Here is an 18,651-nt window from a genome sequence, read left to right as displayed (position 1 = left end):
TGGCACGCTTGATCACCTGGGCGTCGCCGACGCGATGGTGCGTGCGGTTACCGGGTGGGAGAGGTACGCGCCCAGGGTGTGGAAGTCGATTTTGCCGACAACGCACTGTTCATGCCGGTCAACCGGGAAGCGGTCTCCGAGCCGCAAGGGCAGGGCCACGACATCGCCGGGATCGGCCAGATTAATCCAGTGTTTGACGCCGGGCGGACGAGCCCCTTGTCCCCGCACCGGCTCCGGCTCCAACGCGTCGAAGATCGCCACCGGCAGACCAAGGGGTGACCCGACGGTCACGAGCAGATCGACCTGCACCTCCGGATAGGCGTGCAGCGCCTCGAAAGTGACGACTGAGCCCAGCGAGTGGGCGACCACCACCGCAGGTCTGTGCCGCTCGATCGCCGACGCGACCACCTCACGGGCGGCGCGACGCCGTTGCGGTCTGGTCAGGTAGCAGGTCACCTCGCGGGCCATGGCCACCGCGATCCTGGCCAGCACGTCGAACGTGGTGCCCTGCCGCCGCGCGAGCCAGTCGAGCCACTGGCGCAGCGGCGCGGTACTCCACCCCTGTCGCTCGTCAGACTCGGGAACGCCAACGGCCCGCAGCCACTCTCGGACAACCACGGCCTCCAGCGGTGTCAGACGTTCCAAGTTCCTTTGCGGAGATCCCTGGATCTCCTGGTCCGTTAGCAGGTGCGCGTAGTAGGCGACCACGACTGGCGGCGGCGCGGTGTCGAGGCCCGCGGCCCGGAATCCCTCAGCGAGACGCATCTGCCAAGGTGCGGCCAGCGTGGTGGCTGCTACATCCGGCTCCTCCGCCGCTCGTAGGTTGCGGATCCCGTGTACTGCCAAAACAGGTTTCATCACACCGACTCCGGCCGCGGAAGCGTAGTCACGAGAAAAAGGGGAAATTCATGGTCTCTGCTATCGCCGTTGCCCAAGCGTACTCCGTACGTACTCCTTTCCAGAGCGATGACGTCCGCATCGTTCTTATCCAGGAATTGAGCTACACGGCGCCCGAGGACTTTGGGGTCCACATTGACGGGAGCCCCGATCGTGTAGTGTGGCGCATGCTCGCCAGCAACCCAGTCGTCCATCGAATGCACGTCCCACAGTTCCAATTCGGGAGAGTCGGAGAGAAGATCCCCGGGGAACCAAGCAACTACATGTGTGACTTCAGGCGATGGAACGGGGTTTTCGGCGGTGGCATCCCCGGTCCAATCGAGCACGGCGATCTCGTGTGCCCGGTACACGGCTAAGCCGTCCTCATCAGCCGTCAAGAGCGCCGGACGCGGGTAGGTACTCGGCAAGTACAACGGACCACCGACGGGCTCCCCCGATACCGCCTCCCGCACACGGATGATCCCCTCCAAGTCGGAAGTCACTTGGACCGATGTGCCACCCTTCATCGTCACTGAAACCGAGAAGGCCAGGGTGCCGCGCTCCGCAGAGTCGTCCCTGCGTCTCGTGCCGGTGGTCGCACCCGTGGCATCCGCTGGGGCGATCAGTTCCGCCAGATGCGCATCGTCAGCCTCGACCAGCGCGCCGTCCGCGCGGGCCCACACCACTGCATGCGGTTCTTGGCGGACCATTTCAAACTGCTTCTTCTGCGTGTTGAGAGTTGGGCGCCTAAGGGCGCCAACCTCAACGGCGACAACCGCTTGCCCGTCGATGCGGGTCAAATGCAAAGTCTCTTCTGTTCCAACGCCTGCGGGATTAATTATGGACTTGTATCCGATATCCCAGACGTGGACGTATTCTTTGTCCTGCGCCGCGACCGCGACGGGAAGACCGCGCAGGCGACCAAGCGCTACCGCCGAGATCCCGCTCCCTTGTTCGCGGATCATCCTGACGGTCTGATCGCTGCCCTGCTCTGTAGGCCAGCGGTCCCACTTCCTGACGTACCCGCGGTCGTAACTCGAAAGGCTATGCAGCAACTTCTCGCCTCCACCGTTTTCCCACACGCACACATGGCCTCGCTGGTCGCCGACTATCTCGACGTTTTTCCCCCTCACGGTCCCGAGCGCTACCGCAGTCATCGTCGCCTCCGCGGTGAAATCGGATTCGTAGACGAAGTGCGCGTACTGCTCGGTCTCCTGGGTGCGCAGGTGCATGGCGCGGATGTCAGACCGTAGCCCGGTCAGGGTGTGAAGGTGGTCGCCTGTGTCGAGGTCGACATACCGCAACTCCCCTGATTCCGTTGCGAGGTAGGCGGTTACGGAGTTGTCTTCGTCGTCCTGCCCGACCTGCAACGCTGTCAAGCCGAGGCCGGCGTCGGCGTATTCGCTGTACGGCGACCCGTCGGCCAGGTTCCACGCGCACACCTTGCCAGCGCTGGCAGTCACTGCGAGCGTGATGTCGTCGAGGTCGACGGTCTCGATCGCCACGATCGGATTGTCATGACCACGCAGACTGAACAGTAAGGAGCCGTGAACGGTCTCGTGGACGTCCACTACACCGCAGGAGCCACCGACGAGCACGACCGGAAGGTCTTCGCTGTGGCCGACCGCTAGCGCCGACACGTGTTCGACTGTCGCCGGATCGATGCTGATCAGCAGATTGGGCACGCGCTCGGGGCCGGTGGCCCACCGGAATCTGAGTGGTGGGTTCTCGACACCGGTGGGCACGTCCCAGAATGCCTGCGCGAGGTCTCGACGACCTTGGCGGACGGCGTCGAGCGCGAGCACCTGCTTGCGCTGTTCTGGAGGCAGGCTGATGGTCATGCGGCAGGAGGACGCGTAGATCGAAGCCTGCCGCTGACCATAGGTTGACACCATCGCGTTCAAGCTCCTGATGGCACTCCGAGGTTCGGCGTACACCAGGAGACCCGCGTCGAGGATCAGTGCGTCCGCTGCGGCGCTGCCCGCGTCGACCGCGTGGTCCAGCACATGACGCAGAAGGTAGGCGTGCGCCTCCCACCAGGCGCGGCACCCCCCATCCATGGGAACCGTGGCTAGGAGGCCAGTCAGCAGAGACCTGCTGTCCGCCGCCGAACGGAAGTAGTCGACAAGACTCTGGTGGTACAGGCGGTAGAGCAGTCCGCCCTCGGGGCCGTTGTCGGTGCGGAGGTAGAAGCTGGCATCGGCAAGCGCATCACGCACCTCGTCGAACGTGGCTGTCGTCTCTGCCGATTGGACACACTGGTGGATCAGCTCCAGTGGCATGCCCTGTCCTTTGGCTTGCGCCACAACGGACAAGACCGCCCGCAACCAGGGGTTCGAGCTGGAATCGAGCTGCAGACGGAACATTTCGGGAAGGTCGACGGGCAACAGTTCCACCGCCCTCGCGAAGGACAGCGATGGATTCCGCGCGAGGTAGTCGACGAACAGCGAGGCCAGGAGATACCGTCCGTCCGCCTCCGCCAGCCGTGTGCCAACGGCTTTGGCGATGGTTTGGTCGTACCCGGGTGTCGCGCCCAAGAGGTCGTTGATGTAGGTGGCGAGTTCCGCGGCAAGCTGCGGTGCGGGTGTCGACGAGTCGAGGTCGATCAGCCGTCCACGCGACGCCACATGACGCAATCCGGGCAGGTCCCACCAGGGCCGGACGCCGATCGCGATCCGGCACACTGGCCGGTCGGGTTCGGTGCTCGCGTCCAGTAGCGGGAGGATCACGTCCTGAACAAGCCCGCGGCTATCCAACGACTCGTCGACCGCGTCGATGACCAAGACAGCGGGTTCGGAGAGAGCGGCAAGTTGCTTGGCCAGCTTCTCTACGGTCCAACTGCTGTCGTGGTCGAAGCCCAGCTGAGCAGCCAGCGACGCGATCACCTCGGCCGGTTCCCGGAACCGCGCGTGGACCGCTGCGAAGCGGGCGGACCCCACCGTCGGGCGGACCTCGAACGGGACACGGGACCGCACCGCGGCACTGAGTTCACGCATCTGCGGGTGGCAGAGACACGTCAACACACCAAGCAGGGCGGACTTCCCGGTGCCGGGGCTTCCTGTAACGGTCAGCAGCGGAGGCCCTTCGCGTATCCATCTGGCGACAGTCTGCAACTCGTCCGTCCGCCCGGTGAAGAAACAGGAACCGGAGTATGGCTTTCCGGGCGGTGTGCCCGAGACCCGGGTGAAGAAGTGGACCGGGTCCAGCCCTGGAGCCCGAGAAAGCACCGCGTCGGTCATCTCGCGGAGACCCGCGTCCATAAGCTGGCGCATCCGCGCGTAGCGGTCTTCGGTGAAGCCGGTGTCGGGGAAGAACGGCTGGTTCTGGTCTGTCGTGTACTCAGGCGTGCGGAACACGGTCTGCGGCACAGCGCATCCACCGGACAGACGCGCCATTTCCTGGTCGACTTTCCGCGCGATAGTCGACAGTGGAACGTGTTCCGCGCGCGGCCAGGTGTTCAGCACGCCCGTGCGGAGCTGGTCGAGCACTCCGGCGAATGCGGTGGTGAACCGAGCCCCGAACGCGTTCTCGTCCGGCGCGCAGGCTGCGATGACCCACGTCTTTCGGTCACGACCGAAAGTCTCCTGCATGGCCTGGTAGAGGGCCGCCGTACCCGCCTGGCAGACGTCGAACACGAAAAGAGTCGGGACCGCGTTGTCTGTGTCCTCGACTTCGTCGAGCCATCGCGCGACTGGGATCGCGGTGTCCGGCAGCCGTGCCGGGTCCGTCCCCGACACCGGGAGGTACAGCGACTTTCCCCTCGCGACACCGTGGCCGGTAAAGAACACGATCGATGCCTTTCCACCGCCTCTCCGTAGGGCCCGCCAAAGCTCGTCCAGTGTGTTCCGGTCGGGATTCTCTACTGGCGAGCCACCGACGAGCTCGATGTCGTCGAACCGCGAGAGCGCCCGCGCCAGCGCGCGAACGGCGGGAAGCACGGAAGGCAGCGGCGAGAAGCCGGCAACCGACCCGGGATCCCATTCCCGCGGCGTCCCATCCGCAGCGAAACCTGCGGCTCCCACGACCAAGGCTCGGATCATGCCGACGATCGTAGGCTCCGCCGAGCGGTCGAGATGGCGCAGTCGACAGAGTCAGACCGGTAAGTAGCTGGTGTCTTTTCGATCTTGAGCGGTGGCGGTCGAACACAGATTCCCGGTCGGGTGATCCTATCGTGGCCAGAGCATGAAGACGGGGCCTCCTGAACAGCCCAGGTGTCGAATCCATAGAGCAGCAGGAGGCCCCTGGTGCCGCAGTCTTCCGTGCCGATGGGCGGGCAGTCCAACTCGGCCGCTCCATCGTGTGATTGCCTCGCGCACGTGTACCGCAACGCGGCTGACCGGCCATGGTCGCCCCCGAGTTCCCGCTCCTCTACAAGCGCGACCCGTGGTGCTGGTCGCCCGAGCTCGGCTTTCACCGCTCGCGCACCCCGAACGTCCCGCACCGCCCGACGGGGATCGTGTGGCTTCACCGATGAGAGAGATGACGTTCAGAGCCACCGATGAGTATGCGAGCCAAGACCGAAGACCCCTGCGGGCTAAATCTCCGCAGCAGCCTGAAACCGGGGGCGTGGAAGCGGGCGCGCGGGCCAGAATCCCTCCTGGGACGTCGTCCCCGTATGCCAAGGAGAGCCGCCATCAGCAAGCCGATCTCGCCTCAGAACATGAAGAACCTGGCCTTCATCAGGCTGTTGCACCGCCAGGGCATCGAGCAGTCGCTTCTGCCCGAGCCGCTCTCCTTCACCTCGGTGCTGACCTTCCATGACGCCGTGGAGATGTTCCTCATCGTCACGGCCGAGCATCTGGGCGCCGTCGTGAAGGACCGGGACCCGTTCATCAAACGGTTCTTCGAGGGGCTGCACCCGAGCAACTTCGCCGACGGTGTCGAACTCCAGGGGCAGTACGGGATCAAGCGTCTGAACGATCTGCGCAACGGGTTCAAGCACACGGCCGGCTTCCCCGGCCCGGTGGCCATCACGGACGTCAAAGCCGACACCGCCCACTTCTTCGAGGAGAACACGCCCCGCGTGTTCGGTCTCGCCTTCGACGACATCGACCTGGCCGAGGTCGTCCAGCACGGCCGGACCCGCGAACATCTGAAGACGGCGGCCCAACTCGACTCGCAGGGCAGCCGCATGGAGGCGATGGGCACGCTGGCGGTTGCGTTCGAGGACCTCATGGACGCGCAGATCCACGGCGAGGACGTGCCGCGCCGGTTGTCGGTCTACGGCTTCGGCGAGCGGTTGCCACGCCGCGTCCTGCGTACCGATGAGGTCCGCGCGATCCTGCGGCAGCCGGACCACGCCTCGCGCCGCGGTGTGCCCGCGCGCGGTGCGCAAGGACTTGCCGATGAGTACACGCAGGTCCGCGACGTCACCCGAGCTCTGCAAGAGGGCATGCGTCTGATGGTGCTGGGTGTGGACTTCCACCAGTACCAGCGGTTCACCGAGCTCACTCCGTCTGTCGGCTACTGGGGCAATTCGCCGGAGCCCCGCTTCTCGGTGGAGACCGGATACGCCCCCAACCAGGAAGAGTTCGACTTCTGCCGCCAGTTCGTCATCACGGTGGCACTCCGCCTCACCGAGATCAACGCGCGCCGTACCCCGTCGTGGAAGTGACACAGGCGATGGACGCCGTCGCCCAACCCTCCCTGACCGCCGCCCAGTTGCGGGAGACCACTGGTGTACTCGCCTCCCCCTGACTCGGACACCGAACAGCGCATGCGCGCCCGCCACGACCGGGCCGCGAAGGCCCTGGACGTACGAGTCGAGCTGGGCGGGGAGTTCTGGGGTTGGGCCGGGCGCACCCTGGGTGCCCCGGCCCGCACCGCTGCCGGGCAACGGGCGTGGCTGCGGCTGGTGTCCGCCCCGGAGGACAAGGCGTCGGGGAAGCTGTGGGACGGCGCCCTCGACGCACAGCACGCCTTCGGCGACCTCGACGGGCGCCGACCCGCCCTCCTGGCTGTCCACGACGCCGACGCCGACGGCACCGCCTACCGGGCGGAGCTGTCCGCCCGCGTCGACCAGCCGGTCGTGTCCGACGCCCCGGTCCTCCAGCGCGACCTCCAACTGCCGGGCTCCTGGTGGGAGGACCTCACCGGGACGCTGGAGAAGGTGGCGGCCGTCGACACCGACCGCGTCGCCGTACGGCAGCACTACATGGACCGGGCCATCCCCGAGTTCGTGGGCATCCCGGCCCCGGCCGTCTCCTGCTGGAGCACAGCGCATGGGGATGTGCACTGGGCGAACCTCTGTGCGCCTCTGCGGATCTTGGACTGGGAGGGATGAGGGCGCGCTCCAAAGGGCTTCGACGGTGCCACCCTCTATGCCTACTCGCTGCTCCAGGAGGACGTCGCCGCCCGCGTCCGCGGTGCCTTCCCTGTCCTGGGCAGCCCGGCCGGCCTCGCCGCCGAAGCGACCGTGTGCGCCCAGCTGCTGCAGACCGTGAGCCGCGGCGACAACCTCACCCTCGAAGTCCAGCTCCGGGACTGGTCCGAGGAGCTCCGCCGCCGCTGAGTCTGCCGAATCGTTTTGCACGGACTGTCAGGCGATGCCGTCCCGTGCCGCGCTCACCAGAAGACCAGCGCTGCCCGCGCCGTCGTTGTCGGGGCGACCACGAGTCCGGCCATGAGGCCGACCATTGGATCCGGCTGTGCCGCGCCCGCCCCGACCACAGTCAGTCGGTGCGCTCGAAGCGTGTCCCGCATGACGACGAATTCGAGACCTGACCTGGGTAAGCCGTTTCGCCAGCGGCGCGGGCGAGCTCACGGTATTCCTGGGCAAGCGTGCGTTGATGTCAGTGGCGGCTGGAAGGCTGGAACGCATGAACGGCGACGATGAGCAGCTGTTGCGCGGTCGGGTCTACGGTACCGACCACGATGACCCCGAACCGGGACCGCGCCCTGGCCAGAGGTACGTCGAATTGGTCGGCGGCCCGCTGGACGGGCTGCTGCTGGACATTACTGGTTGGGCGCAGGACGAGATCGACACCGGCGTCTCCCTCCAGACCGAGCTGGGGCAGTTCGGGCCTGGCGGGCGGGCGCTGTACGACCCGCGACCCGGTGACCTGGCCCGCTGGGACTGGGGCGGCGACAGCCCCTGACCGGCGGGCACCTGACGGGTGGCCACCGCGGTGTGGCTCGAGGATCGAGGCCGCAGCCCAGGCCACCCCGGCACCGGTAAGGGCACGCCTGGTTTCGGCTGACGCACTGGTCCACGCCCAGGGCCGACTCAGTCGGGTGAAGACGCCGCGTCGGCGGAACTCCCCTTGGGAGTCCGGGCGTAGTGACGTACATGGACCCGATCAACAAGACGCACGTAAGTCAGCCTGGACTGGTTGTCGTCGACGTCGCGGCCGCAGACGACGCCACCGCGCTCGCCTTTCAGCAACTGCTCGCCGAACACTGGGCGACGTCGATCATGGAGCAGACGACGCGGGATGTCGGCCAGCCCGGCGTACGGCTGCGCTGCTACTGACCTTTTCGGGTTGCCTTCGGGTGGTGACGGTGGGTGATCCCTGCGGTATGCCGGTGTTATGCGGTACGCGGATGGTGGGGGCCTGACTGCTGAGCGGCGGGCCGTGCGTGAAGGGATCCGGCTGGAGGCCGGGCAGAGGTTCGCACTTGGTGACAGGACGTCGGACATCGCCAAGGACCTGCGGGTGAGCGAGCGTTCGGTGGAGCAATGGCGCCGGGCCTGGCGTGAGGGCGGCATGGAGGGTCTGAGGTCGAAGGGACCCGCGAAACTGCCGAAGCTGTCGGACGAACGGTTCGCCCTGCTGGAAAAGGAGCTGGCCAAAGGGCCGGCCGCGCACGGCTGGGAAGATCAGCGGTGGACCCTGGAACGCGTCAGAACGCTGATCGGCCGCCAGTTCAAGGTCAGTTGCTCGATCGCGGGAGTGTGGCGGCTCCTGCACCGCCACGGCTGGTCCTGGCAGAGCCCCGCCCGTCGCGCACTGGAACGCGACGAACACGCGGTCGAGCTCTGGAAGAAGGACGTGTGGCCGCAGGTGGAAGGACCGCGGCGGCGCTCGATGCCTGGAACTTCTTCGAGGACGAGGCCGGCTTCGCGATGACGCCGCCACGAGCCCGCACATGGGGTCGACGCGGGCAGACTCCCGTAGTGAGAGTGCGGGGACGGTCCCGGCGACGGATCTCGATCGCCGCGATGTGCTGCTACCGGCCCGGGGAAAGGTCCCGGATGATCTACCGGCCCCGCTTCCACCTGCTCCTCAAAGGCGCACGCAAGAGTTTCGCCTGGCAGGACTACCGTGACCTCCTGGTCCGCGCGCACCTGCAACTCGGCGCCCCGATCGTCGTCGTCTGGGACAACTTGAACACCCACCGTGCCGCCGGAATGCGGAAGTACGCGGCCGACCACGAATGGCTCACCATCATCCAACTTCCCTCCTACAGCCCGGACTTGAACCCCGTGGAAGGCATCTGGTCGTGGTTACGGCGCGGGCCGATGGCCAACACCGCATTCACCGACCCCGACCACCTCACCCGCACCCTCCGCCGAGGACTCGCCCACATCCAGCGCCATCCCGAGCTCATCGACGGCTGCCTCACCGAAACCGGACTGACCCTCGCTTCAGACCCCCCGAAGCCAATTCGAAAAGGTCAGTAATTCCTTACTAACCTCGATCTTTCGTGACGGTCTGCCGACGGAGTCGGCGGGCCGTTTCGCGTTCTGTGGCCATTGGCGGGCAGGCCGGTGGCCCGACTGACGTGTCGGGTGGGCGTGGAGTTCCACTGCTCCGGAGACGTGGTGCTGCTCGCAGGGACGGAAAAACTACTGGTCAGACTGGGTTGGGCAGATGGTCGAGCCGTCCGAGGGCGCTGGTGACGACATGGGCCCAGGGCCAGTGGTGAGCGAGGCGGAGGATCCGGCGGCGGCCGGTGGTGACGAGCTGTCCGGCCGAGCTGAACAAGCGGAGCCGCAGGCGGCGGGGCTCCCAGAGCCGGGCCTGGTCGTTCAGCGCAAGCATCGGCATCCAGGCCAGCAGGTCGAGTGCGATCTGGACGATCTCCAGCCAGACCCTGTTCTGCGCGGTGTCGTGCAGGGGCAGGTTCCGCAGGCCGGTCGCGCGGGCAGCCCGGACGCGGTCCTCGGCCCGTGCCCGCAGGCGGTGGCGGAGTTCGAGCTCGGCGATGGGCCGGCCGGTGGTGTTGGTGGCGAAGCACGTGATCCGCATGCCGTCGGCATCCGTGATCCTCAACTGGGCGCCTGGGTGCGGTCGTTCCTTCCGGACGATCAGCCGCATGCCCTTCGGCCAGCCGTCGAGCATGCCGCCGGTGAGTTCGGCGACCCAGGCCCCGTCGCGGATCTCTCCGTCCGGCTCTACGGCCGGCGTCCATGCCGCGAGCGGCACTGTGAGTACGGCCTGGTGGATTGCGTCGGTGATGGTCATGCCGACCGAATACGACAGCCACCGCCCGCGTTTCGCGAGCCAGGCCACGAACTCGTGGGTGCCGCCCGCGGAGTCCGTGCGGATCAGCGTCCGGCGCCCGCGCCGATAGGACTTGGGCAGCTGGGCCAGGGCCAGTTGGGTGGTCGTGATGTGATCGGCGGCGGTGTTGCTGCCAGCGTTGCCGGGCCGCAGCAGGGCGGCCACCGGCTCACCGGACCCGCCCGTGCCGTGGTCGACGAAGCCCATCAGCGGGTGATGGCCGAAGGTCTTCTTCCAGGTCGCAGCCGCGTCTTCCTTGTCGGAGTGCGCGATCACCAAAACGCCGTCCAGGTCCACGGTCACAGAACCGGTCGCATCCGGCGCCGACGTGTCAGCCAACTTCCATACATGTTGGCGCACTTGGGAGCGGGCACTGCGGATCGCGTTCAGGGCGCGTTGGCCGCCCGCTGCGAGCGTGTCGATCAGCCGGGAGACTGTCGGGTCCGAGGCCACCGGCCCGAACACGGCCGGCTCGGCCCGCAGCATGCCGATGTCGGCCAGGCAGTCGCCACCGAGGGCGACCGCGAGCGCCACGTCCAGCAGGATCTTGCCGGGATCGTGCACCGCCCGCGGCTTGCGCCAGGGCGCCAGAGCCGCAGATATCGCAGTATCCAGGCCCGTCTTGCGGACCGTCTCCACCAGCAGCACGGCCCCGGCCTGCGAGACCACTCCACGACCGCTGCCCTCGACGCGGACACGCGGGTACGACCCGATACGCTTCTTCACCTGAGAAGTGCTTCTTTCCACGGCACGATCTGGACCCTCGACAAGTCCTATCGTTCCAGGTCAGGAGCACTTCTCGCGTTCGTGATCAAGTCTCGGACAGACCACCTCGTGAAAGCGCGAGGCTAAGCACGGTGGCGGCTCCGGGTGGGGTTGCCGCTGTTCGAGCGGTGAGGTCCGTTTCGCCTCCTTAGAGCTGGGCTGGTGAAGGCTCTGGTTAGAGCGCGGGCGGGCCTCGCGCTTGACTGTGGTGGCGGTCGCGTGGACGTCGGGCGGATGCCTACTGCGCTGCTGGCTGTGATGCCTCTAGGTAGACCGGTAGCGCCCGGCGTTCTCGCGGCCGCCACCACGGTGCAGATGTTGATGCTCATCGGTTCTGGGCGTACGCCTGCTTACCGGCCCGGCGCTGATGCGTATTCGAAGATCGGCACCGCGCAGCACCGAGTGAGCGTCAATACCGACCGCCTTGATCCCTCGTTGGTGTTGGTGGGACGAGCCCACTACACGGTGACCTCTCGTTGCTGCAGAGCCCTTTGAGCTCTCGTATAGACCGAGGCCCGCGTGGTGCGCTGGTGCCACGAAGACGGCTAGTGAGGCGTCGGTCCGACCCTTGTGCTCAAGACCTTGAATTAGCGAGCCGCGTGGCCCGCATGCGCTCGTGACCAGCGCAAACACCCGCACCTTGGGGAGGGAACCACCTTGATCTACTGCGGAATCGACTGGGCGGAAAAGACCCACGACGTCGCCTTAGTCGACGACAGCGGCCAGTTACTGGCCAAACGACACATCACCGATGACGCGGCCGGATACAAGATCCTGCTGAACCTGCTCGCCGAGCACGGCGACACCAAAGAAGATCCTATCCCGGTCGCGATCGAGACATCTCGCGGGCTGCTGGTCGCGGTCCTGCGGACCGGCAAGCGGAAGGTGTTCGCGATCAACCCGCTGGCCGCCGCCCGCTACCGCGACCGGCACTCCGTCTCGCGCAAGAAGTCCGACCCAGGTGACGCTCTGGTCCTGGCGAACGTCCTGCGCACCGACATGCATGCGCACCGGCCGCTGCCCGACGACTCCGACCTGGCCCGTGCCATCGCCGTCCTGGCCCGGGCCCAACAGGACGCGATCTGGAACCGGCAGCAGCAGGCCAACCAGCTCCGCTCTCTGCTCCGCGAGTACTACCCCGCTGCCCTGGAGGCCGTCGCCACCTGGACCAACGGCCTGTGCCGCCCCGAAGCCCGCGAAGTCCTCCGCCTCGCGCCAACCCCGGCCAGGGCCGCGCGACTGAGCCGTACGCAGGTCAGCGCTGCCTTCAAGCGAGCTGGCCGCAAGCGGGGCATCGAGGCCGAGGCCGAGCGGTTCCGCGAGGTCTTCCGCGCCGAGTATGCGCACCAGCCCACCCTCGTCGAGGACGCACTCGGCCAGCAGATGCTCGCCCTCCTCGTCCAGCTAGAAGCCGCCTGCACTGCGGCCGACGACTTGGCCAAGGGAGTGGAAGAGACTTTCCCTCAGCACCCGGACGCTGAAGTGATCTTGAGTTTCCCGGGTCTCGGCATCCAGCTCGGCGCCCGCGTGCTGGCCGAGATCGGGGACGACCACACCCGTTTTACCGACGCCCGCGGACTGAAGTCATATGCGGGCTCGTCACCCGTCACCAGAGCCTCCGGCAAGAAGTCCAGCATCACCCGTCGCCGCGTGAAGAACGACCGGCTCAACCACGCCGCCTACCTGTGGGCCTTCGCTGCCCTGACCGCCTCGCCGGGTGCCAAGGTCCACTACCGGCGACGACGCGACAAACACGGCGATTGGCATGCCGCCGCCCTGCGTCACTTGTTCAACCGCCTGGTCGGCCAGATCTATTACTGCCTGCAGCACGGTGAACGCTACGACGAAACACTGGCCTTCCCGCCGCCGTCGGAAGGACTTGAGGCAGCCGCGGCATAGCCGAGAAGACCAGAACTCTCACTCCGGGATGGTCAGACCGAACTCACGCAGCCGGGGCAGACAGACGTCGAGACAAGCCTCCGCAGAGATGGCGTCCATGCGCACCAGCAGGTCCTCGTGGAACGGGGCCCCGCTCGCGACGAGCGTCCACGGCTTCGTCCCGTCGCGCATGCGCTCGGCATCAACCTTGAACAGAACCGTGACCCCCTGCTCGGCCAACGACTCCACCACGTCCACCAAGGCCCCCTCGCGCCCGTAATCGAACAGCCAGCAAAGCTACAGGAGGTTCTCAGCTGTCCCTTGACGGCTTGGCGCCGTGAGGCGTCTACCTGGACCTGCGCCAGCCCATGGCGCCAGCCGACGCGGTGCGGGAGGTCAGCGCAACCGCATCACAGTGACGACCGCGTGCCGGGTCGTGCCCGCGACGACCTCCACCACCGCGTCGCCTCCGGCGGGCGCGTAGGAGTCGCCAGCCTTCTTGAACGCCTGTCCGTTCTGGGGGACCAGCCGCGGGCCGACGACGGATGCGAGTGCCGGTTGTCAGCCGCTGGGACAGGGCCACGTGGCCGTCAGGGATCTGTACGGCGAGCGCCTTCGGGTGCCGGGCGGTGCCGGTGAAGCCGACCACGGTCGCGTCGATCGTGTCCGCGTGCAGCCGTACCCCGCGCAGCGCCTCCATCGGCAACCGGCGCAGCAATGCTGCCAGGAACGCGCGATCGCCTGGGGCGAACCGCACTCTCCGGCCGTCGAGTTGGCGCTCCAGTACTCCGATCTGATGGCGAAGAGCGAGGATCTCGGCGTCCTTGTCGTGGTCGCTCATCGGCGGTAGGCGCAGCTGCAGGGCGGACACGTTCGTCACACCCAGACAGGCCAGTCGCAGCACGACCGGCCATCATGCCGGGGCGACCACCAGGTGCCCATAGCACCCGCCCAAGCGCCCGCGCTCGACACGACCCGTACACCAGCCCCCACCAGGACGGATGAGTTTTTCAGGACTGGCTGGTCATCTTCCATCTGCCGCCCTACGCGCCCGAGATCAATCCGCAAGAAGGCATCTGGAGCTTACTCAAGTACGCCCTGGCCGACTTCGCCGCCGCTGATCTGGTGCACCTGACCCGGGTCGTCAACAGTCAAACGGAAGCTCAAGAAGATCCAGTACCGGCCGCACCTGATCGAGGGCTGCCTGCCGACCACTGGCCTGGACCTCGAAGGCCTGATCAAGACAGCGGACATCGCGGATTCAATCTGAGTAAGGTCGGGGAGTGACTGAGACCACCGCGCTGATGCTCCCGGGGATGCCTGGGCGCGAAATACTGCACCGGGTCGAGCCACAGGGGCAGGTGGGCTCGGGCTCGCTGGGGACCGCCCACGATCTCGGTCGACATCGCCGCCGGGAAGGGCGGCTCCGAGGTGCAGATCTGGGTGTCGAGGTACGACTCCCTGCTCGGTCACGCGCAATTGGTGTGGCGTGCGAAAGGGCGACCCGCCACGAAGTTGGCCGACTGAACAGTGGACCGCCGGACCTGCCCGGTATTTCGATCACGCGTACAGCGGAGGTTCCACACGATGGGTTGGTTCTCGCGGAAGCGCCACGGTCGCTTCCCCGCAGACATGATGGCACGGCTGGAGATGATGGGCCGGTTCCAGCTGGATCCGGCGAGATCGGACGTGGACCCGACCGAACTCAGCTCCAGGTGCCTCCTGCCGTTCTACGACGACGCGGTTCAGGACCCGGAAGGGTTCCTGGCCGACCTCCGGGCCTTCGTCGCCGATGACGACGGCGGTTTCGCCACCTACGGCGCGGCCCGGCTGACCACAGAACTCCTCGGCCTGGACTGCCGGTTGCCGGATGCTCTGGCACTGATCGACGGTGGGATCGCGTTCAAGCGCGACCGGGGCTTCCCTCCCGAGAGCCTCGCGATGTTCGAGTTCCAACGATGGCGGGAGACACACGGCGACGAGCGTTGGTGAGGCACCCCAGCGCGGTCAGACGCCCGTGTAGGCGAACGCCGCCCAGTAGCGCGGATCGGCGAACGGACGGACGGTGTTCTTCGGCGCCGTCCACCCGTCAGGCAGATACGGGGCCAGGTCGGCACACGTCGCACCGGCCAACCAGTCCTGTGCGCGGTTCAGTGCCACGACGGGCTCCATCCCGTCGTGGCACCACAGTTGATGGAAGCGCGCCATGAGGCAGGCGGTGGCTGTGTCGTCGACCTTCCAGGCCGTGGCGATCACCCCGGCGAACCCCAGACGCAGCAGCGCCGACGGCATCCCGACGACCTCGTTCGGGAGGTCGCTGCCGGTCACGTGTGATTGGCAGGCTGACAGGACGGCCAGTCGGCGGGGTTGTGCGTGCAGGCTCTCTTGCAATTGCTGCAGCGTGGCCGGACCGTCCGCGAAGAGCAGCGCGCTGTCCATGATCGAGGCGGGCAGCGCGTAGCCGTGGCACGCCAGGTGCCAGACTTGCTCATCGCCCGGCGCGTCCCGGAACTGCCGCCACGTGCAGGACGGCAGGATCCGGGCCGAACGGCCTCCGGCCTGCCAGGTACGGGTGATCGCCTCGGTTTCGCGTACAACGTGGTCGAGCGGCGGCTGTCCGGGGGTCTCGGGCACGTTCACTGACAGCAGGGACGGCGGCTGACCGCGTAGTGCGTGCGCGGTCTCGTCGCAGTGGCGCAGCACACGGGCGTTGGGGGCGTAGCGGATGGCCGACAGGCGGCCGGGATGCAGCCATTCGCCGCCGTCGATTCCAGACGGGACCTTGATGCGCGCCGCGGCGGCATGCAGCGGCAGCAGACTCAGCAGTCCCACGGGGATGAGTGTCACGACCGGGCCACCGACGTAGAACGGGAAGATGTTGCGGAGCCCTTGATTCCACAGCCATTCGAGGCTGTCGAGGATCGCCGCATCGGGCATCGTCCGGTTTCCTGCCGCCACAAGGCCCGCGTCGGGCAGCAGCAGCGTGCCGACACTGTCCCGGTCGAACCCGGGCAGTTGCATGAACTGAGGATCACCCTTGGACGCGACGATGAGGGCGTAGCCGCCCGCGTCCGACGCTGCGATGTACACGAGCACGCCGTCCTTGGCGGCTGCGGTGATGGCTTCGTAGCGGATGTCAGGTTCCAGCGGGTCGATCCCGGTGGCCGCCACGACGTCGGCACGCGCCGCGCGGAGGGTGTCCCAGGCGGCGCGCAGCCTGGCTTCGCCCTTGTTCGGACGGGCGGCCGCGGAAGCTTGCTCGGCCGCGCGCAGCGCGTCCAGCGCGGAACGGTATGCCAGGGCGACGTCAGCGCGGTCGCATCGGTCGAGCGCGGTGGCGATGTCGGCACGCTCCCATCCGGTGACTTCGCTGAGCGCAATGGCTCGCCCGGTCTCCAGCGCGACCACGGCGTCCCGGTAGCGCCGGGCACGCGCCAGCCAGTAGCCGGCGTCCTCGGTTTGCCGCTGCGCCGCCTTCAGCACGCGCTCCCGGTCGGCGGAGGTGTAGCCGGCTGCGGCTTCCAGGGGGACTATCGACATCAGGTGCCAGTACGCCTCTGCGGCGTACTGCGGTTCGCCAGTGGCCACTGCCCATGCCACCCAGCCGTTCGCCACGTGCATCCGCTCGGCGGCCGGCCAGCCGATCGCGTCGTGTGCCGCGGCCTGCCAGGTGCGCATCCGTACAGCGATATCGGCGTTCTGCGGCGCTGCGTCGGCAGTTTGTGGCGCATTGGCACCGACATCGGCCCGCGCCCGGCGACCCGCAGGCGACAGCCATCCTCTGATGCCGCGCCGCCGCCGCGCCTCGCCGGTCGGCGTCCCGGGCGCCGCGCCTTCCTGCTGTTGCCGTTCGAAGTCGCTTTGCACCCGCTCTTGTTGCCTTGCCTCCGCAACTTCGCGTTCCAGTTGTTCGTGCATGACTGTCATCACGTCGGCTGCCCGATGCGCGACGTCACGCATCGCGTCCCAGACGTCGTCCTCGTGTTCATGGCCGATCGAGTCCAAGCGTTTCAAGAACATCTGACATCCCGTGACGAACTGGCGTGCCGCAGTGCGTTGGCTGTTGTCGTCGTTGACGTTGTGCGTCTTGATGAGCGGGTGCCAGGTGAGTAGTTCCTGCGCGGCGCGCGTCGCGTCCGCGTACTCCAGGATGACCGTGAAGAGGCAGGAGACTCGCATATAGCCGGTGTCGTGGCCAGCGGCTTCCATGCGCTTCAGGACGGCCTCGAAGTCCGCGCAGACGTCCTCCGCGTCGGCGTCTCCGGCTCGCAGGGCGTCCTCGTACGCGCGCTCCGCGAGCAGGGCCTCGCTCAGGAGACGGTCGAACTCTCTTTCCGCGTGGACAGCGTCGTGTTCCCACCGACGAATCCGAGCCTCCTTCGACCACGGCTCCGCGAAGACCGGGTCGACCGGTTCTCCGCATTCCGGGCATCGCGCAGGCCAGCGGCGCGGAGCGGGCTCCCCGGATACGCCGCATCCCTCCCGGCGGCACTCCCACCCTGTCGCGCGCGCCCTGAGCGGCGGGTCGTAGCCGTACGAGGTCCGGGGCGGCCTGTGGAAGATCATTCGTACTTCACCACGACCTCCGCCATCTCGGCGCCCTCGGTGGCCGTCATCTGTCCGGGCACCGCTATCCCGAGCGCGCGAGCGAGTTCGGCCGCGTAGAGGTCGAATGCCGCTTCGACGAGTTGCGCGAACTGGTCGAGGCCGTCCCGACCCCTCCGCCACGCGACCAGGAGGAACCCGGGGACGACAATCGCCACGGGCCACCAGTACACAGCCGCGGCGACCGCCAGGCATCCCCATCCCGCGACCACCGCCTGCTCGCGGAATCTCTGTGCGGCGGTTTGCAGGTCCTGGCGCGCCCGGTCCGGCATCACCATCCACAGATGTGGCCAGCACGAGCGCAGCGGCACTGAGTACGTGTCCTCGATCTGCGTCTCGACGGAGGCCATACGGTCACCCATCCAGGTCGGCCGCTGCGGTGGGCTCAGACTGATCTTGTACTGGCGCATGCGGTACGCCGCGACCGCCGCCAGACGGATCGGCGAAGTCGGCGGCGTCAGAAGGGCGTGGATCCGGGACTCGTAGGCGGCCCAAGCCTGTCGGCGCCGACGTGCCGACGCCTCCGCCGCCCGTGAGGGCCACACGCCCAGCCAGAACCTCTCGACAAAGGTCGCCATGCCTCCGGCTGCCTGCCCCAGCAGCAGCGCGCCCACCAGGAGGAACACTGCGACCGCGGCCATCGCGGCCGCGCCGCTACCGCGGATGTCCGCCGCGATCGCTCGGAGATGGTCAGGCACCAGCGCCAGGTCCAGTGCGTCCGCCATGGCGACGTCGCTCCGCCACGGGGTCAAGGGGTACGCCGCCACCAGCACGGCGATGTAGAGCAGGCCAGGGAGCACGACGAGCCGCGCCCAGTGGCCGGCGAGGTGCTTGGCGACCTCGCCGAGGAACACGTTCACGACAACCGGGCATGCTTGAGGTCGAGATTGTGCACATTGCACGATTGCTTCGGCGCCCCGGGACGCTGTCGGCCGCTGATCCGGTCACAGGCGTCGCGCGGGCATATGTAGACGGTCACTCCGGTCGGAATCACCGGCCGCCCCGGGAGCGAGAGCCCACTACGCGCGTCGGCGGTGTCGATCTTGCCGAGCAGGTCGCGCAGCAGCTCCGCCACCGGGAG

General features: G+C 67.4%; 15 protein-coding genes and 1 pseudogene. 8 read left to right on the top strand and 8 right to left on the bottom strand.

Annotated elements, in window-relative coordinates; translation table 11 throughout:
• Positions 1-12: 12 nt before the first annotated feature.
• Positions 13-858 (bottom strand): hypothetical protein, encoded by an 846-nt coding sequence (locus STRTUCAR8_RS26165; protein WP_044472935.1) that lies wholly within the window; start codon positions 856-858, stop codon positions 13-15.
• Complete coding sequence (locus STRTUCAR8_RS26160) at positions 858-4,916, bottom strand: ATP-binding protein (RefSeq protein WP_158697464.1); 4,059 nt, start codon at positions 4,914-4,916, stop codon at positions 858-860. Before STRTUCAR8_RS26160 ends, STRTUCAR8_RS26165 begins: the two co-directional genes overlap by 1 nt.
• 620 nt (positions 4,917-5,536) lie before the next feature.
• On the opposite strand from STRTUCAR8_RS26160, the gene STRTUCAR8_RS26155 reads away from it, so the two are divergent.
• The 5 genes from STRTUCAR8_RS26155 (at position 5,537) to STRTUCAR8_RS55815 (ending at position 9,499) form a co-directional block, all read left to right on the top strand.
• Positions 5,537-6,490: a hypothetical protein gene (locus STRTUCAR8_RS26155; protein ID WP_044472842.1), complete on the top strand. Its 954-nt coding sequence runs from the start codon at positions 5,537-5,539 to the stop codon at positions 6,488-6,490.
• Between the two features lie 63 nt (positions 6,491-6,553).
• Entirely contained in the window at positions 6,554-7,159 is a 606-nt protein-coding gene (locus tag STRTUCAR8_RS26150; protein WP_006378813.1) for a hypothetical protein, read from the top strand.
• Between the two features lie 535 nt (positions 7,160-7,694).
• Positions 7,695-7,973 (top strand): hypothetical protein, encoded by a 279-nt coding sequence (locus STRTUCAR8_RS26145; protein WP_006379231.1) that lies wholly within the window; start codon positions 7,695-7,697, stop codon positions 7,971-7,973.
• 191 nt (positions 7,974-8,164) lie between these two features.
• The gene (locus STRTUCAR8_RS52755; protein WP_044472934.1) at positions 8,165-8,347 is read left to right on the top strand and encodes a DUF6207 family protein; all 183 of its coding nucleotides are present in this window, start codon (positions 8,165-8,167) and stop codon (positions 8,345-8,347) included.
• 58 nt (positions 8,348-8,405) lie between these two features.
• Positions 8,406-9,499 (top strand): IS630 family transposase gene (locus STRTUCAR8_RS55815; protein ID WP_422081040.1). Its coding sequence is split into 2 segments (ribosomal slippage): positions 8,406-8,862 and positions 8,862-9,499, totalling 1,095 coding nucleotides; the frame shifts between segments, so codons are not numbered across the junction.
• A 172-nt stretch (positions 9,500-9,671) separates the two neighbouring features.
• Here the strand turns inward: STRTUCAR8_RS55815 and STRTUCAR8_RS26125 are convergent.
• Positions 9,672-11,048: an IS1380 family transposase gene (locus STRTUCAR8_RS26125; RefSeq protein WP_044472826.1), complete on the bottom strand. Its 1,377-nt coding sequence runs from the start codon at positions 11,046-11,048 to the stop codon at positions 9,672-9,674.
• A gap of 696 nt (positions 11,049-11,744) precedes the next feature.
• Here STRTUCAR8_RS26125 and STRTUCAR8_RS26120 point away from each other — a divergent pair.
• Positions 11,745-12,986, top strand: coding sequence for an IS110 family RNA-guided transposase (locus tag STRTUCAR8_RS26120; protein WP_006379116.1), 1,242 nt, complete (start codon positions 11,745-11,747; stop codon positions 12,984-12,986).
• An 18-nt stretch (positions 12,987-13,004) separates the two neighbouring features.
• On the opposite strand, the gene STRTUCAR8_RS26115 is transcribed toward STRTUCAR8_RS26120, so the two are convergent.
• The gene (locus tag STRTUCAR8_RS26115) at positions 13,005-13,223 is read right to left on the bottom strand and encodes a hypothetical protein (protein ID WP_006378789.1); all 219 of its coding nucleotides are present in this window, start codon (positions 13,221-13,223) and stop codon (positions 13,005-13,007) included.
• Positions 13,224-13,311: 88 nt separating this feature from the next.
• Positions 13,312-13,869, bottom strand: a complete 558-nt coding sequence (locus STRTUCAR8_RS54525; protein ID WP_006378890.1) for a hypothetical protein — start codon at positions 13,867-13,869, stop codon at positions 13,312-13,314.
• Between the two features lie 107 nt (positions 13,870-13,976).
• On the opposite strand from STRTUCAR8_RS54525, the pseudogene STRTUCAR8_RS55420 reads away from it, so the two are divergent.
• Together STRTUCAR8_RS55420 and STRTUCAR8_RS26105 are read left to right on the top strand one after the other, a co-directional pair.
• Positions 13,977-14,235, top strand: a pseudogene (locus tag STRTUCAR8_RS55420) (hypothetical protein); the annotation flags it as partial.
• 362 nt (positions 14,236-14,597) lie between these two features.
• A complete protein-coding gene (locus STRTUCAR8_RS26105; RefSeq protein ID WP_006378602.1) occupies positions 14,598-14,957 on the top strand; it encodes a hypothetical protein in 360 nt (119 codons plus the stop codon).
• Positions 14,958-14,972: 15 nt separating this feature from the next.
• Here STRTUCAR8_RS26105 and STRTUCAR8_RS26100 read toward each other — a convergent pair whose 3' ends face one another.
• From STRTUCAR8_RS26100 to STRTUCAR8_RS50190, 3 genes are all read right to left on the bottom strand, one after another.
• Complete coding sequence (locus STRTUCAR8_RS26100) at positions 14,973-17,174, bottom strand: CHAT domain-containing protein (RefSeq protein WP_158697463.1); 2,202 nt, start codon at positions 17,172-17,174, stop codon at positions 14,973-14,975.
• 353 nt (positions 17,175-17,527) lie between these two features.
• Entirely contained in the window at positions 17,528-18,430 is a 903-nt protein-coding gene (locus tag STRTUCAR8_RS51875) for a hypothetical protein (protein ID WP_006379140.1), read from the bottom strand.
• Positions 18,427-18,645, bottom strand: a complete 219-nt coding sequence (locus STRTUCAR8_RS50190) for a hypothetical protein (protein ID WP_006379217.1) — start codon at positions 18,643-18,645, stop codon at positions 18,427-18,429. The genes STRTUCAR8_RS51875 and STRTUCAR8_RS50190 overlap by 4 nt, the downstream gene beginning before the upstream one ends.
• Positions 18,646-18,651 lie beyond the last annotated feature (6 nt).

It is taken from the genome of Streptomyces turgidiscabies Car8 (genome assembly GCF_000331005.1).
Classification (GTDB): Bacteria; Actinomycetota; Actinomycetes; order Streptomycetales; family Streptomycetaceae; genus Streptomyces; species Streptomyces turgidiscabies.
The sequence above is the reverse complement of the archived record's forward strand: the minus strand, read 5'-3'. Positions and strand labels throughout refer to the sequence as shown.

Excerpts from the sequence above, each read along its gene's own strand:
- STRTUCAR8_RS26100 (WP_158697463.1), bottom strand. The coding sequence starts at position 17,174 with ATGGAAGCCGCTGGCCACGACACCGGCTATATGCGAGTCTCCTGCCTC.
- STRTUCAR8_RS26165 (WP_044472935.1), bottom strand. The coding sequence starts at position 858 with ATGAAACCTGTTTTGGCAGTACACGGGATCCGCAACCTACGAGCGGCG.
- STRTUCAR8_RS26105 (WP_006378602.1), top strand. The coding sequence starts at position 14,598 with ATGATGGCACGGCTGGAGATGATGGGCCGGTTCCAGCTGGATCCGGCG.
- STRTUCAR8_RS26155 (WP_044472842.1), top strand. The coding sequence starts at position 5,537 with ATGAAGAACCTGGCCTTCATCAGGCTGTTGCACCGCCAGGGCATCGAG.
- STRTUCAR8_RS26145 (WP_006379231.1), top strand. The coding sequence starts at position 7,695 with ATGAACGGCGACGATGAGCAGCTGTTGCGCGGTCGGGTCTACGGTACC.
- STRTUCAR8_RS26160 (WP_158697464.1), bottom strand. The coding sequence starts at position 4,916 with ATGATCCGAGCCTTGGTCGTGGGAGCCGCAGGTTTCGCTGCGGATGGG.
- STRTUCAR8_RS52755 (WP_044472934.1), top strand. The coding sequence starts at position 8,165 with ATGGACCCGATCAACAAGACGCACGTAAGTCAGCCTGGACTGGTTGTC.